The organism is Amycolatopsis sp. NPDC051716, assembly GCF_040681595.1.
Lineage (GTDB): Bacteria > Actinomycetota > Actinomycetes > Mycobacteriales > Pseudonocardiaceae > Amycolatopsis.
Genome location: NZ_JBFAZA010000038.1, coordinates 50054 through 64772 on the forward strand (window position 1 = coordinate 50054; position 14719 = coordinate 64772).

Here is a 14719-nt window from a genome sequence, read left to right on the forward strand (position 1 = left end):
GGCCGCGGCCGCCGTGGTGGAGGCCGGGCCGGGCGGCGGCTGCGCGGCACCGCCCGGCCCGGGGTCTTACTGCACCGCCGGGTAGGCGTTCTGGACCAGCTCTTCGAACTGGGCCTCGAACCACTTGCCGGACAGCGGGGCGTTCGGCAGGGCACCGGTCAGGTTGCCGCCGTTGGCCTGCTGCGTCCCGTGGAACGTCGGGTCGCACATCGGGTCCGCGCCCTTGCCCTCGTCGTTCGGGATCTGCTGGCTCGCGCCGTCGGACTCACCCGGCGGCTTGATCCAGACGTAGGCGTCGAAGTGCGCCGCCGGCGACGCCGTCGGCCGGACACCCAGGCCCGCCCCGCTCTGGTTGCACCAGTTGCCGCGGTGCAGCCGCCGGTCGATCCGGCCCGAGTTCACGTAGGCGTCCACAGTGGACCCCGAGGCTCCGCTCGGCCGGGCCGCGCCGCCCCAGCCGTTGCGGGAGGTGTCGACCAGCATGCCGATACCGCTGGGCAGGCCCGCCGACACGAACGCGTTGTACATCGCCGTGGCGAAGGGGATCTCGGCGAAGTACGGGTTCCACTGGTAGAACGTCGCCGACTTCAGCTGCTGCCCGCCGACGTTCAGGTTCGGGTCGGGCAGGTTCGGCTCGGTCAGCGGCGTGTAGTTGGCCGTGGAGCTGATGAAGCCGTCGACGCTGTTCACGCCGGCCGTGGTGCCCTGCAGCACCTGCTTGACCAGGTTGACGAACGGCTGGAAGTTGCTGTCCCAGCCGAGCCACGCCGAGTGCGCGATGTCCAGGTAGTTGTAGACGTTGGCGATCGCGTGCAGCTTGTTCAGCGCGTACTGGATGCCCTGCGTGTACACCCCGCTGGACTGCGCTTCCGCACAGGTCGCCATCGAGGTGTTCGTGATCAGGTTCGGCAGCGAGTCCGGCTCGACGACCGTCACGATCCGCAGCGACGAGTACTTCGGGTCGGCCATGATCGACGCGATCGGGTCGATGTACTCGCTCTTGTACCGGGCCAGGCCGTTCTGGGCGGCCTTCAGCTCACCGTTGGACGCCAGCGCCGCGCAGTCGCGGTTCGGCAGGTCGTACACGACGATCTGGATCGTCACCGGCGTCCCGCCGCTCGCCTGGGCCAGCGCCGCGTCGAGGTGCCCGCGCAAGCCGCGCGAGTCCGCCGTACCGGCGATCGCCGCGATCCGGTCCAGCCAGACCGCGGTCGAGGTGTTGGCCACCTTGGCCATCTGCGCGCCGAGCGTGCCGCCCTTGGCCGCGGCCGCCGCGCTCACCTCGCCGGACCAGTCCGGGTTCACGTACCCCTTGGCCCCGGCGTACGGGTTGTCCACGTGGGTCCCGGGCTGCGGCGTCGTGGTGACCGTCGTCGGGGTCGTGGGTGTCGTCGGCGTGGTGGGCGTGGTCGGGGTCGTCGGCGTGGTCGTCATGGTCGGCGTCGTCGGCGTGGTGGTCGCGGGCGTGCCGTCGCAGTGCGCGCCGTTGAGCGAGAACGACGTCGGGATCGCGTTCGTCCCCGAGAACGAGCCGTTGAAGCCGAAGTTCGCCGTGGCGTTCGAGCCCAGCGCCCCGCCCCACGACGGGTTCTTCGCGCTCACGTGCTTGCCGCTCTGGCTGAAGGTGGCGCTCCAGCCCTGCTGCACCTGCTGGTTGCCACCGAAGTCCCATTCGACGTTCCAGGACGAGACGGCGTCACCCAGGTTGGTCACGGCGAGGTTGGCGGTGAAGCCGGTGTCCCACTGGTTGACCGTGTAGGTGACCTTGCAGCCGGTGGCGGCGCCCGCCGGACTGCCCCCGGCCACCAGTAATCCGGCGGTGACGGCCGCCGCCGTCACCGAGGACGCCACGGCGAACCGTGACTTCCTCTTCGGGGACCAGAATTCACTCCTCATCGAGTGCGCTCCTTTGTCTTCTTCGGTGGGTGGGTCAGGTGGTGCAGGCGGTCGCGCCGACGGCGAAGCCGCCGGGCGTGCCGGTCGAAGCGCCGGTCGCCTGGATGCCGATCGCCGCGGTGGCTCCGCCGGCCAGGTCGGGCGCCCAGGTGGGCGCCTTGGCGCTCGCCTGCTGCCCGGTCTGCGTGACGGTCGCGTTCCAGCCGCCGGTGATCTGCGTCCCGGACGGCACGGTCCAGCCGAGCGCCCAGTTCTTCAGCGCCGAGCTGCCGGTGTTCTTCAACGTCACCGTGGCGGTGAAGCCGCCTTGCCAGGTGTTGTCGACGTGGTAGGTGACCGCGCAGCTCGCCGCGGGCGGCGGGTCGGTCGTGCCGCCGCCCGAGCCCACCGGCGGGATCAGGTACGGCTGCAGGATCGCCTGCTTGGTCTGGTTGACCGTGGTCCAGTCGTCGTTGAGGATGCCGCCGGTGTCCCCCGAGTTCGGGTTCCACGACCAGTACGTGAAGCTCATCCCGGACGGGCCGGTGCCCGCGTACTTCATCAGCTCCTGCAGCCAGACCTTGTCGCGCGGATCGGCGAGCGTGCTGCCGAACTCGCCGAGCAGCACCGGCGCGATGTTCTGCTTGTGCAGGTAGCCGAAGAAGTGGTCCCACAGCGCCGGCAGGTTCGCCGGGAACGCCGGGTCGGAGAACCAGGTCTGGGCGAACACCGACGTCGCGTACTCGTGCGCCGAGTACACCAGCTTGTCCGGTTTGGACAGCCGCACCGGGAACTGCCTGGCCCCGGAGAGGTTGCCGCCCCACCAGCCGCACTGCGGGTCACCGGTGCCGCTGACGCAGTCGACGCCTTCGACGACGATCAGCCAGTCCGGGTTCGCCGCGAGCACCGCGTTGCCGGCCCGTTCGGCGGCGAGCCGCCAGTCGGTCGCGGTGTCGCCGCAGCCCCAGCAGGCCCCGCCGCCACCCTGGATCGAGTGCGGCTCGTTGTGCAGGTCCGCGCCGATCACCGTCGGGTTGCCCTTGTAGTGCTGGGCCAGCATCGTCCAGTCGGAGATCCAGCGGCTTTCGGAGTACGCGCTGGTGTACCAGAGCGGGGACTGCGCACCGGAGTCCGGCCGGTGCCGGTCCAGCAGCACGCGCATGCCCTTGACGCCGGCGTAGGCGACGATCTTGTCGAGCACCTGCAGGCCGGACAGGCCCTGCAGGTCCGGGTTCTGCACGGCGTCGATGCTGACCGGCTTGGACCCGGCGTCGAACAGCTGGTTCGAGTACGGCAGCCGGAGCGTGTTGTACCCGAGCCCGGCCATCTGGTCGAGCATGTCCTTGTAGTTGCGGCTCCACAGCCCGTGCGGCGAGTAGTTGCCGGTCTCGGCGCCGAACCAGTTGATCCCGGTCATCCGCACCGGCGCGCCGGTCGCGTCGACCAGCTGGGAGCCGGCGGCGTGCCAGAACCCGGTGCCGGTGCCGGCTGCCGCCTGCACGAGCGGCGGGGCCGCGGTGGCCGGGGACGCCGTGAGAACGGCGCCCCCGACCAGTGCGGCGACCACCAGCGAAAGCAGTCGCTTCATCGAATACCTCTCAGCCGAACAGGGCGACGTGCACGGCGAACGCCGTGGCGATCTCCGACTGCGCCCAGAACCGGTGGTAGGTGAACGTCGGCGCGGCGCCGCCGTCCAGGTAGGCCTGGACCTTCGGCCACTGCGGGTCGCTCTTGTAGAACGAACGGATCGACAGGAACGTGGAGTTCGCGTTGATCGGGTCGCCGTTCGGCATCGTGCCCGTCCAGCCCGAGGGCACGTAGAGCCCCTGGTCCGTGGTGGCGTTGTACTTGTCGTCGAACCGGTCGTAGTCCGACCGGGTCTCCGGCACCGCGATGCCCTTGGTGTCCGTGTTCGCCGAAAGCGCGTTCAGCAGCTGCTCGCCGACCGTCTTCGCCTGGGCGTTGCTCGACCCGGACGCGTAGTAGAGCAGCGTCTTGGCCAGCGAAGCCGCGACACCCACGTCCTGGCTGTAGTTCTTCACCGAGACGTGCAGGCCGGTGTTCGAGCCCGGGCTGGTGGCGTTCCAGGTGTCCGGCGCGCCGCTCCAGGTCAGGTCGGACGGGATCTGGAAGCTCCCGCCGGCGCCGACCGTGGTGTTCGCGATCGCCCAGGGCACCCACTTGTCGAGGATCTTCTTCGCCCGGGCGTCGCCGGTCGCCTGGTAGTACTCGGCGATCCGCTCCATGCCCCAGGTCTGGAAGCCGAACCACTGGTTGCTCGGCGGGTCGTGCCAGACCGGCTGCTGGTCGTAGAACATCCCGTAGAACGTCGGCGTGCCGGACGGCGGGGTGCCGTACTGGCCTTCCCAGCTGTTGGTCGCACCGCCGGCGAGACCGCCTTCGGAGGACTGCAGCCACTGCAGGAACTCCATCTGCCGGCCGAGGCTGGTCGCCCAGTCGGTCGCACCGGTCGCCGAAGTGACCTTCAGGCCCGGATCCGCCGACAACGCATACGCGGCCAGGGGGTTCTGGTAACCCTGGTGCGCCGCGCCGTCACCGATCCGCCACGCCCAGGCGCTGGACGAGTCCATCGACCCGCCCCAGGCGTAGTACCACGAGATCAGGTAGTGCTCGCTGTCCTTGCCGGTCCCGGCCGGGCAGCTCGACGGCCCGACGCAGTTGCCGATCTTCTTGAAGTACTTGTCGAACAGCGAGTACCGCAGGTAGTCGCCCATCTTCGAGGCCTTCTTCAGCACGGCCGCGACATCGGCGCTCTTGCCCTGCTCCTGGGCCCACTTCTCGGCCTGGAAGGCCACCTGCACCACGCGGGCGTCCGCGTCCGGTGCGTCGGTGTACTTCCACTGCTTGGCGTAGGAGGAGTCCCCGGTGAACAGGTCGAGGTAGCCGTTCTTGCCACCGAACTTCAGGACGTCGCAGCTGGGCTGGGTGACCGTCTCCCAGACCGATTCCTGCGAGCCGCGCTGGAAGGTGTTGATGAACGCCGGCGCGGTGTTGGTGCCGTCCTCGCAGTGGCCGAACTTGTAGATGTTGTCCACGTCCAGCAGCCAGTGCATGCCGTAGACGTCCGGCGAGCCGTAGGCCGCCTTCAGCTCCGCCGCGATCGGGTCGCTGCCGACCGAAACGTTGCTCTGCAGCGGCGACGGGTAGGACTTCGGCGTCGGGTACTCCGCCGCGTAGGTCGCCGGCTTGCTCGCGTTGTAGCCGGAGTTGCCCGGCTGGTCCGCCGCCGACGGGATCGCGTACGTCTCGATCGAGGTCCACGCCTGGTTGAACGGGGCCCAGTCACCGGTCACCCGGCCGTAGGACGCTTCCAGCCACAGGTAGTAGCTGAACGCCTCCGACGTCGTCTCGTGCCCGTGGTCCGGGGCCTCGACGATCAGCGTCTCGATCGAGTGGTAGGGCACCAGGATGTTCCCGAACTTGCGGAAGTAGCCGTTGTTCGGGTCCTTGATCTTGTTGTACTGCGTCAGGAACGCGAGCTGGTAGTCCGAAGTGGACGACGAGATCTCGTTCACCGTCACCGTGGCCGCGGTGTAGCCGCTGCTGGTCGCGGTGAAGGTCGCGCTGCCCAGCGCTCCCCCGTTGTCGGCGCTGGTGACCGTGACGTTCTGCGGCGTGTTCCAGTTCGCCGTCGTGAACGTCAGGCTCGCCGGGCTCGCCGTGAGGTCCGTGCTCCCCGCCGTCCGCGCGACGGCGACCGTGACCGGTGCGGTCGGCGCGCCGGCGAGGCTGACGGCGAACGTCCCCGTGCCACCCTGCTTGACCTGCGCGGTCGCCGGGGTCGCGACGATCGTCGGCCCGGACAGGACCTTCACGCTCACCGGGCTCGACGTCGTCGACGCGTTCTTGTTGTCGTACGCCTTCGCCGTGATCGAATACGTCCCGGCCGGGACGTTGCCCCAGCTGCCTTCGAACGGCGCCGCGGTGTCGGTGGCCAGCAACGTGTCACCGGCGTAGAACTCGACCTTGCTCACCGTGCCGTCGCTGTCGGCGGCCGTCGCCGCCAGCGGGATCGTCGCCGGGGCGTAGTAGGTGCCGGTTGAACTCGGCGCGGTCAGGCTGACCGTCGGTGCCTTGTTGGCGCCGGTGCACGAGCTGCCGTTCACCGAGAAGTCCGTCGGCGGCCGGTTGGCCGAGCCCTTCGAGCCGTTGAACCCGAACGACGTGCTCGCCCCGGTGCCGAGGTGACCGTTGTAGGACAGGTTCGTCGCGGTGACCGCGGCGCCGGTCTGCGCGAACGTCGCGCTCCAGCCCTGCTGGACCTTCTGGCCGTCGAGGAACGTCCAGCCGACCTTCCAGCTGTCCAGCGGCGCCCCGTCGTTGCGCAGCGAGACGTTGGCGGTGAACCCGGTGTCCCAGTCGTTGGTGGTGTAGGTGACGGAACAGGCGATGTCGGCGCCGAGCGCCGGAGGTGGGGCGACCACCGCGCCCGTGACCGCCAGCACGGCCGAGGCCAGTGCCAGCGCACGCGCGCGCTTTCGGGGAGAGGAACGCATGGCTGCGGAACTCCTTTGTCCGTAGGGAGCCAGCGATCTGGGAGCGCTTCCAGGCGCAGACGGTAGCCAGCCGGAAACCTGGATGTAAAGAATCGAGTCAGAAGGACACCGCGGCACCAGGTGTCACACCTGCGCGCCCGGCGAACGCCGGCTCACTGAACACTCCTGAACAGCCGTACCCGATAGTTGCAGGACCACCCATTCGGCCTAATCAACCGGTCACGCCGGGTATCCGGAAAACGCCGTTTAGCGCCAAAGGCGTGCATCTCGGACCGGAACGTTCCCACCCATCGAGCCACGGACGCCAAGCCGGTTTTCACACCACGCGTGTCGACCCCTGAAACTCACGCGCCGACCCTCCAGGCACGCGAACCGACCCTCCAGGCACGCGGGTCGGCGTTCCGGGTACGCCGACCGACCCATCGGGTACGCCGGTTCGGCCCTCCGGCCCGGCGACCGGGGCGGGACGAGCGCGCAGGAATCGGACATGCGTGCTCGAAAAGGGGTCGGCGCACGTGCCCGGAGGGTCGGCGGCCTAACCGCAGGGCCGGCCGACGTGCCCGGAGGGTCGGCCGGCGTACCTGGAGGGTCGGGCGCGTACCCAGGGAGTCGGCCGGCGTACCCGGAGGGTCGGGTCAGCTGGAGGCGCGGACCGCCAGGGAGACCGGGAGGATGTGCTGGCGCGGCTTGAGGTTCTGGTCGTCGAGCAGGCGCATCAGGGTCTCGACCATCGCGTGGACCTGCTCGCGGGGGTCCTGGTGGACCGACGTCAGGGGTGGATCCATGGCCGGGGCCAGGGTCGCGTTGTCGTCGAAGCTGACCACCGCGACGTCGTCCGGGATGCGGCGGCCGGCCGCGTCGAGGGTGCGCAGCGCACCCACCGCCATCATGTCGCTGGCGACGAACACCGCGTCGAGGTCCGTGTGCCTGGCCAGCAGCGCCGACATCGCGTTCGCGCCGCCCGAAAGGGTGAAATCGGCCTCTTCGGCCAGGTCGGCGGGGTCGAGGCCGGCGTCGAGGAGGGTCTTGCGCCAGCCGGCGAGGCGGTCTATCGGGGCGCTCTGGTCCTGCGGCCCGGCGATCGTGGCGATCCGCCGCCGCCCGGCCGCGACCAGGTGCTGGACCGCCAGCCGGGCGCCGCCCTCGTTGTCGAAGTCGACGACGTGCACGCCGCGGCGGATGCCGGCCGCCTGCCCGCCGAACACGACGGGGATGCGCAGCAGCCGCAGCGCCTTGGGCAGCGGGTCGGCCCGGTGCGGCGCGAACACCAGCGCGCCGTCGACGTGGCCGCCTTCGAGGAACCGGACCGTCCGGCTCAGGTCCTCGCGGATGTCGCTGAAGATCAGCACCATCTGCCGGCCGACGTCGGCGAGCTCCCGGTATCCGGCGCGCATGACGGCCGCCCGGTACGGGTCGTCGAGCAGCCGCGACTCCGGCTCCGACAGCACCACCGCGATCGCGCCGGTGCGGCGCGTGACCAGCGACCGCGCCGCCTGGTTCGGGGAATAGCCCAGGTCACGGGCGGCGGCCAGCACCTTCTCCCGCGCCGCCGCACTGACGTACGCGTCGTCGTTCAACGCACGTGACGCCGTCGACCGCGACACGCCGGCGAACGCCGCGACGTCCTCCAGTGTCGGCCGTTCTTCATCCCCTGCTCGAGGCCCCACGGCACCGCCCTCGCTCACCACAACCACCCGGACCTGGACAGCTTAACGGTCACGCTGGGCAATGTCCGGGAGCGCTCCTCGCAGGAAACACTCCGGTTACGACCTCTTGACACCGGTGAAGGGCCCCAGCAGACTCTGCCACACCTGGGAGCGCTCCCAGATCGGCTCCCAGCAGTGAGAGCGCTCATTCCCGTCAACAAGGTGGTTGGACACGTGAGAACGATCCGGAACGGCCTGGTCCTGGCACTGGGCATCACGATGACGGCGCTCGGCGCCTCGGCCTGCAGCGGGGGCGGTGAACAGCAGCCTCCGGCCGCGGCGAACCCGAACGAGCACGTCGACCTGACGCTGGCGACGTTCACCGAGTTCGGCTACGAGGACCTCATCCCGGAATACGAGCGGCTGCACCCCAACATCAAGATCACCCACCGCAAGACCGGCCAGGGCGGCCCCTACCACGAGGACCTGGTCACCAAGCTGGCCGCGGGCTCGGGCCTCGCCGACGTGACGGCGCTCGAAGAGGGCCACCTCTCGGACTTCCTCGACAAGGGTTCGAAGTTCAACGACCTGACCAAGATCGGGCCGGCCGACGTCACCCCCGACCGCTGGCTCAGCTGGAAGTACGACGCCGCCAAGACCAAGGACGGCAAGCTCATCGGCTACGGCACCGACATCGGGCCGCTCGCCATGTGCTACCGCAAGGACATGTTCAAGGACGCCGGCCTGCCGGACGACCCCGAAGCGGTCAAGCCGCTGTTCGCCACCTGGGACAGCTACTTCGCCGCCGGCGCGGACTTCGTGAAGAAGAGCAACGGCAAGGCGTGGTTCGACTCGGCCTCGCAGAACTTCAACGCCATGGTCAACCAGCTGCCCGAGGGCTACATCGGCACCGACGACAAGCTGGCCGTCGAGAAGAACCAGGGCCTCAAGGACGCGTGGACCAAGGTCACCGACGCGGTCGCCAAGGGCGAGTCGGCGAAGCTCACGGCGTTCAGCCCCGAGTGGGAAGCCAGCTTCAAGCAGAGCGCGTTCGCCACGAAGGTGTGCCCGGCCTGGATGCTCGGCGTGATCAAGGAGCACGCCGGCCCGGAGCTCCAGGGCAAGTGGGCGGTCACCGCGGCGTTCCCCGGCGGCGGCGGCAACTGGGGCGGCTCGTACCTGACCGTCCCGACGCAGTCGAAGCACCCGAGGGAGGCCGCCGAACTCGCGGCCTGGCTGACCGCGCCCGAGCAGCAGATCAAGGCGTTCCAGGCCAAGGGCACCTTCCCCAGCCAGGTCAAGGCGCTCACGGACCCGGCGCTGCTGAGCTACACCAACCCCTACTTCGGCGACACGAAGGTCGGCCAGCTGTACGCCGAGCAGGCCAAGAAGGTCCAGAAGCCGCAGTACAAGGGTCCCGGCGACGGCCAGATCCAGGAAAACGCGTCCAGCCCGGCCCTGCAGGCGGTCGAACAGGGCAAGCCGGCAGCGGACGCGTGGAACCAGATGGTCGAAGCCGCGAAGAAGATCACGCGCTGAGCCGATGACCGTCCTCGACAAGGTCGCGCCAGAAGGGAGTAAGGCCGGGGAGCGCGTGTCTCCCCGGCCCACCTTCCGTCACCGGTTGAGCCGGTGGGACGTCAAGGTCTCGCCGTACCTCTACATCGCGCCGTTCTTCGTCCTCTTCGGGATCGTCGGCCTGTTCCCGCTGCTCTACACCGCGTACGTCTCGATGTTCAAGTGGGAGGCCGGGGCCGACCACCCCGACTTCCTCGGCATCGGCAACTACACGGAGCTGTTCGCCGACACGCAGTTCTGGAACGCGCTGGTCAACACGATCAGCATCTTCCTGCTCTCCAGCATCCCGCAGCTCGTCATCGCGATCCTGCTGGCGGCACTGCTCGGCGCCCGGCTGCGCGGCGCGACCGGCTGGCGCGTGGGCATCCTGCTCCCGTACGCGGCCAGTCTCGTCGCCATCGGCATCATCTTCGCCAACCTGTTCGGCCCGAAGTACGGGCTGATCAACGGCGTGCTGCAGACCTTGGGGCTGGACCCGATCCAATGGCAGGCCAACCGGTTCGCCAGCCACGTCGCGATCGCGATCATGGTGAACTGGCGCTGGACCGGCTACAACGCCCTGATCGTGCTGGCGGCCATGCAGGCCATTCCGAAGGAACTGCACGAGGCGGCGGTGATCGACGGGGCCGGCACGTGGCGCCGCTTCTGGAACGTCACCCTGCCGCTGCTCCGGCCGACGCTGATCTTCATCACCATCACCTCGACGATCGGTGGCCTGCAGATCTTCACCGAGCCGAAGCTGTTCGACGCCATGCCGGGGTCGAACAACGGCGGTTCCACCAACCAGTTCCAGACCGTGACGCTGTACCTCTACCAGACGGCGTTCCAGAACGCCGACCTCGGCTACGCCTCGGCGATCGCCTGGGTGCTGTTCCTGATCATCGTGCTCATCGCGCTGGCGAACTACTTCCTCACCAGCCGGATCGCCAGCACCCCGGCGGTGAAGGTGAAGAAGAAATGACGACACTCCAGAGTAACTCCCCGAAAACGGGACTGCGCAAGAGCGTCGCCACGCTCGGCAAGCCGCGCAAGGCGACCTACGTCGTGCTGGCGATCTTCGTGCTCGGTTCGCTGTTCCCGTTCTACTGGTCGTTCCTGGTGGCCAGCCGCGACAACGGGATGCTCACCGAGCGCATCCCGCCGTTCTTGCCCGGCGGCAACTTCTTCGCCAACGCCGCGCGGGTGTTCGACTCCGTGCCGTTCTGGAAGGCGCTGGCCAACAGCGTCATCGTGTCCGGCACGGTGACGCTGACGACGGTGCTGTTCTCCTCACTGGCCGGGTTCGCCTTCGCGAAACTGCGGTTCCGGGGGCGCAACAAGGCATTCGTGTTCATCGTCGTCACGCTCGCGGTGCCCACCCAGCTGGGCATCATCCCGCTGTTCATCGCCATGTCCGAACTGGGCTGGACGGGAAGCCTGGCGGCGGTGATCGTGCCCAACCTGGTCACCGCCTTCGGCGTGTTCTGGATGCGGCAGTACACGCTGGACGCGCTGCCGTACGAGCTCGTCGAGGCCGCGCGCGTCGACGGCTGCAGCATGATCCGGATCTTCTGGAACGTCTGCATGCCCGCGGTGCGCCCGGCCGCGGCGATCCTCGCGATGTTCACGTTCATGATGTCGTGGAACGACTTCCTGTGGCCGCTCGTCGTGCTGGACGCCGGCAACCCCACCGTCCAGGTGGCCCTGGAAAAGCTGCAGAGCGGCTACTACGTCGACTATTCGCTCGTCCTGGCCGGCACGACCCTGGCCACCATTCCCATCCTCATCGTCTTCGTCCTCCTCGGCCGCCAGATCGTGGCCGGGATCATGCAAGGTGCCGTGAAAGGGTGAACATGTCCGTACATCCCGACAGCGTTCGGGCGGAGACCGCGTTGATGTTCCCGCCTGGCTTCGTCTGGGGCGCCGCCACCGCGGCGTTCCAGGTGGAAGGAGCCACGACGGCCGACGGGCGCACCGACTCGGTCTGGGACGTCTTCGCCCGCCGCCCGGGTGCGGTCCGGGGCGGCGACAACGGCGAACCGGCGGCCGACCACTACCGGCGGTACTCCGAAGACGTCGGGCTGATGCGCCGGCTCAACCTCGGTGCCTACCGCTTCTCGCTGGCCTGGCCGCGGGTGCGGCCGGACGGCGGCGAGGCGAACACCGCCGGGCTCGGCTTCTACGACCGGCTGGTCGACTGCCTGCTCGAGTCCGGGATCCAGCCGTGGGCCACGCTGTACCACTGGGACCTGCCGCAGGCCCTGGAGGAGCAGGGCGGCTGGACCAACCGGGACACGGCCTACCGGTTCGCCGAGTACGCCGAGACCGTGCTGGAGAGGCTGGGCGACCGGGTCGCCAGCTGGTCGACGCTCAACGAGCCGTGGTGCGCGGCGATGCTCGGCTACGCGGGCGGCATCCACGCGCCCGGCCGCGCCGACCACCCGGCGGCCGTGGCGGCCACGCACCACCTGCTGCTGGGCCACGGCCTGGCGATGGACGTCATCCGGCGGCACGCCCCGGAGACCGCCGCCGGCATCACGCTGAACCTGTACCCGGTCGTCCCGCACGACCCGGCGAACGTCGCCGACGTCGCCGCGGCCCGGCGGATCGACGGCCTGCAGAACCGGTTGTTCCTCGACCCGGTGCTGCGCGGCGGCTACCCGGACGACCTGGTCGCCGACCTCGAGCCGTTCGGGCTCGGCTCGGTCGTGCGCGACGAAGACGCCGCGGTCATCGCCGCGCACGTCGACTGGCTGGGCGTGAACTACTACCGCGACTACCGGGTCGCGGGCCGTCCGGTGGCGGGCAGCGAGCCGGCGGGGCCCGAGTGGGTCGGCGCCGCCGACGTGCACTTCGTCCCGGACCCGGCGGCGCCCCGCACCGACTCCGGCTGGGAGGTCCAGCCGGCCGGGCTGACCGAGTCGCTGCTGCAGGTGCACCGCGGTTACCGGCCGGTGCCGCTGTACATCACGGAGAACGGCGCGGCCTACCCCGACGTCGTCTCCGACGGCGGTGACATCGTCGACACCGACCGCGTCGCGTTCCTCGACTCGCACCTGCGGGCCGCGCACGAGGCCATCGAAGCCGGCGTCGACCTGCGCGGGTACTTCTACTGGTCGCTGCTGGACAACTTCGAGTGGGCCGAGGGCTACGCGAAGCGGTTCGGCCTGGTCCACGTCGACTACGAGACGCAGCGGCGGACGCCGAAGCAGAGTGCCCACTGGTACTCCCGCGTGATCGGCCTGAACGGGCTCGGCTGAGCGAAGTCCGTGAGGGCCACCGGCGCGGGTGGCCCTCACGGACTTCGGGGCGTGCATTCCGCGGGGCGCGTTGCCAGACTGGCCGGTATGGGACTGCGCAGCGAAGCTTGGTTCGACAACCCCGCCGACCCCGGGATGACCGCCCTCTACCTCGAGCGGTACATGAACTGGGGCATCACCCGGGAGGAACTGCAGTCCGGCAAGCCGGTGATCGGCATCGCGCAGACCGGCTCCGACCTCACGCCCTGCAACCGCCACCACCTGCAGCTGGCCGACCGGACGCGGGAGGGCATCCGCGAGGCCGGCGGGATCGCGATCGAGTTCCCGGTGCACCCGATCCAGGAGACCGGCAAGCGCCCGACCGCCGCCCTCGACCGGAACCTCGCCTACCTCGGCCTGGTCGAGACGCTCTACGGCTACCCCATCGACGGTGTCGTGCTCACCACCGGCTGTGACAAGACCACCCCGGCGTGCCTGATGGCCGCCGCGACCGTCGACATCCCCGCGATCGTGCTCTCCGGCGGCCCGATGCTCAACGGCTGGTTCAACGGCGAGCGCACCGGGTCCGGCACGATCATCTGGAAGGCGCGTGAGCTGCTCGCCGCCGGCGAGATCGACGACGCCGGGTTCATGGAACTCGTCGCGTCGTCCGCGCCGTCGCCGGGGCACTGCAACACGATGGGCACGGCGTCCACGATGAACGCGCTCGCCGAGACGCTCGGGATGAGCCTGCCCGGCTGCGCGGCCATCCCGGCCCCGCACCGCGACCGGGCGCGGATGGCCTACCGGACCGGGCTGCGGATCGTCGAACTGGTCCGCGAGGACCTCAAGCCGTCGGACATCCTGACGCGCGAGGCGTTCGAGAACGCCATCGTGGTGAGCTCCGCGATCGGCGGCTCGACCAACGCCCCCATCCACATCGGCGCGATCGCCCTCCACATCGGCGTCGACCTGCCCCTCGACGACTGGCAGCGGCTCGGCCACGGCGTCCCGCTGCTGGTCGACCTGCAGCCGGCGGGCAAGTACCTCGGCGAGGAGTTCCACCGCGCGGGCGGTGTCCCGGCCGTGGTGCACGAGCTGATGCGCCACGGGCTGATCCACGAGGACGCGCCCACCGTCAACGGCCGCACCCTCGGCGACAACTGCCGCGACGCCGAAGCCGGCGACCGGGACGTCATCCGCACCTTCGACACCGCCCTCACCCCCGACGCCGGGTTCCTGGTGCTGAAGGGCAACCTCTTCGACGCGGCCATCATGAAGTCCAGCGTCATCTCGCCGGAGTTCCGGCAGCGGTACCTGGCCGGGGGCGTCTACGAAGGCACCGCGGTCGTCTTCGACGGCCCCGAGGACTACCACGCCCGCATCGACGAACCGGACCTCGGCGTCGACGAGCACTCGCTGCTGGTGATGCGCGGCACCGGCCCGCTCGGCTACCCCGGGTCGGCGGAGGTGGTCAACATGCGCCCGCCCGCGGAGCTGATCAAGCGGGGCGTGCACGAGCTGCCGTGCCTCGGCGACGGCCGCCAGTCGGGCACGTCCGGGTTGCCGTCGATCCTCAACGCCTCCCCCGAAGCCGCGGCGGGCGGCGGTCTCGCCGTGCTGCGGACCGGGGACCGGGTCCGGATCGACCTGGGCGCCGGCACCGCGGACGTGCTGATCTCCGACGAGGAACTCGCGCGGCGCCACCGGGCGCTGGCCGAGGCCGGCGGCTACCCGGTTCCGGAGTCGCAGACGCCGTGGCAGGAGATCCAGCGGTCGATGGTCGACCAGCTGTGCGACGGCATGGTGCTGCGCCCCGCCGTGGCGTACCAGCGCATCGCGGCGACCAAGGGAATCCCCCGCGACAACCACTGATTCCGGCGCT

9 protein-coding genes are annotated in these 14719 nt (G+C 69.7%); 5 read left to right on the top strand and 4 right to left on the bottom strand.

What is annotated here, in order from left to right; translation table 11 throughout:
* Window positions 1-66: 66 nt before the first annotated feature.
* The 4 genes from AB0M30_RS38220 to AB0M30_RS38235 form a co-directional block, all read right to left on the bottom strand.
* The gene (locus AB0M30_RS38220; RefSeq protein WP_364594595.1) at window positions 67-1896 is read right to left on the bottom strand and encodes a glycoside hydrolase family 6 protein; all 1830 of its coding nucleotides are present in this window, start codon (window positions 1894-1896) and stop codon (window positions 67-69) included.
* Between the two features lie 34 nt (window positions 1897-1930).
* Window positions 1931-3463 carry a cellulase family glycosylhydrolase gene (locus AB0M30_RS38225; protein WP_364594598.1) on the bottom strand — a complete coding sequence of 511 codons (1533 nt, stop codon included), beginning with the start codon at window positions 3461-3463 and terminating at the stop codon, window positions 1931-1933.
* Between the two features lie 10 nt (window positions 3464-3473).
* Window positions 3474-6392, bottom strand: coding sequence for a glycoside hydrolase family 48 protein (locus tag AB0M30_RS38230; RefSeq protein ID WP_364594601.1), 2919 nt, complete (start codon window positions 6390-6392; stop codon window positions 3474-3476).
* A 635-nt stretch (window positions 6393-7027) separates the two neighbouring features.
* Window positions 7028-8023 (bottom strand): LacI family DNA-binding transcriptional regulator, encoded by a 996-nt coding sequence (locus AB0M30_RS38235; RefSeq protein ID WP_364594728.1) that lies wholly within the window; start codon window positions 8021-8023, stop codon window positions 7028-7030.
* A 249-nt stretch (window positions 8024-8272) separates the two neighbouring features.
* Between AB0M30_RS38235 and AB0M30_RS38240 the strand changes: the two genes are divergently transcribed.
* From AB0M30_RS38240 to AB0M30_RS38260, 5 genes are all read left to right on the top strand, one after another.
* Entirely contained in the window at window positions 8273-9577 is a 1305-nt protein-coding gene (locus tag AB0M30_RS38240; RefSeq protein ID WP_364594604.1) for an ABC transporter substrate-binding protein, read from the top strand.
* 4 nt (window positions 9578-9581) lie between these two features.
* Window positions 9582-10577 (top strand): sugar ABC transporter permease, encoded by a 996-nt coding sequence (locus AB0M30_RS38245; protein ID WP_364594607.1) that lies wholly within the window; start codon window positions 9582-9584, stop codon window positions 10575-10577.
* On the top strand, window positions 10574-11446 hold the full coding sequence (locus AB0M30_RS38250) for a carbohydrate ABC transporter permease (protein ID WP_364594610.1): 873 nt from the start codon (window positions 10574-10576) through the stop codon (window positions 11444-11446). Before AB0M30_RS38245 ends, AB0M30_RS38250 begins: the two co-directional genes overlap by 4 nt.
* Window positions 11443-12855, top strand: a complete 1413-nt coding sequence (locus AB0M30_RS38255; RefSeq protein ID WP_364594613.1) for a GH1 family beta-glucosidase — start codon at window positions 11443-11445, stop codon at window positions 12853-12855. Before AB0M30_RS38250 ends, AB0M30_RS38255 begins: the two co-directional genes overlap by 4 nt.
* Window positions 12856-12942: 87 nt before the next feature.
* Window positions 12943-14709 carry an IlvD/Edd family dehydratase gene (locus tag AB0M30_RS38260; protein ID WP_364594616.1) on the top strand — a complete coding sequence of 589 codons (1767 nt, stop codon included), beginning with the start codon at window positions 12943-12945 and terminating at the stop codon, window positions 14707-14709.
* Window positions 14710-14719: the final 10 nt, after the last annotated feature.

Bases quoted from the DNA above. Each gene is read 5' to 3' on its own strand.
- AB0M30_RS38245 (WP_364594607.1), top strand. From the start codon at position 9,582: ATGACCGTCCTCGACAAGGTCGCGCCAGAAGGGAGTAAGGCCGGGGAG.
- AB0M30_RS38260 (WP_364594616.1), top strand. From the start codon at position 12,943: ATGGGACTGCGCAGCGAAGCTTGGTTCGACAACCCCGCCGACCCCGGG.
- AB0M30_RS38225 (WP_364594598.1), bottom strand. From the start codon at position 3,463: ATGAAGCGACTGCTTTCGCTGGTGGTCGCCGCACTGGTCGGGGGCGCC.
- AB0M30_RS38220 (WP_364594595.1), bottom strand. From the start codon at position 1,896: ATGAGGAGTGAATTCTGGTCCCCGAAGAGGAAGTCACGGTTCGCCGTG.
- AB0M30_RS38230 (WP_364594601.1), bottom strand. From the start codon at position 6,392: ATGCGTTCCTCTCCCCGAAAGCGCGCGCGTGCGCTGGCACTGGCCTCG.
- AB0M30_RS38250 (WP_364594610.1), top strand. From the start codon at position 10,574: ATGACGACACTCCAGAGTAACTCCCCGAAAACGGGACTGCGCAAGAGC.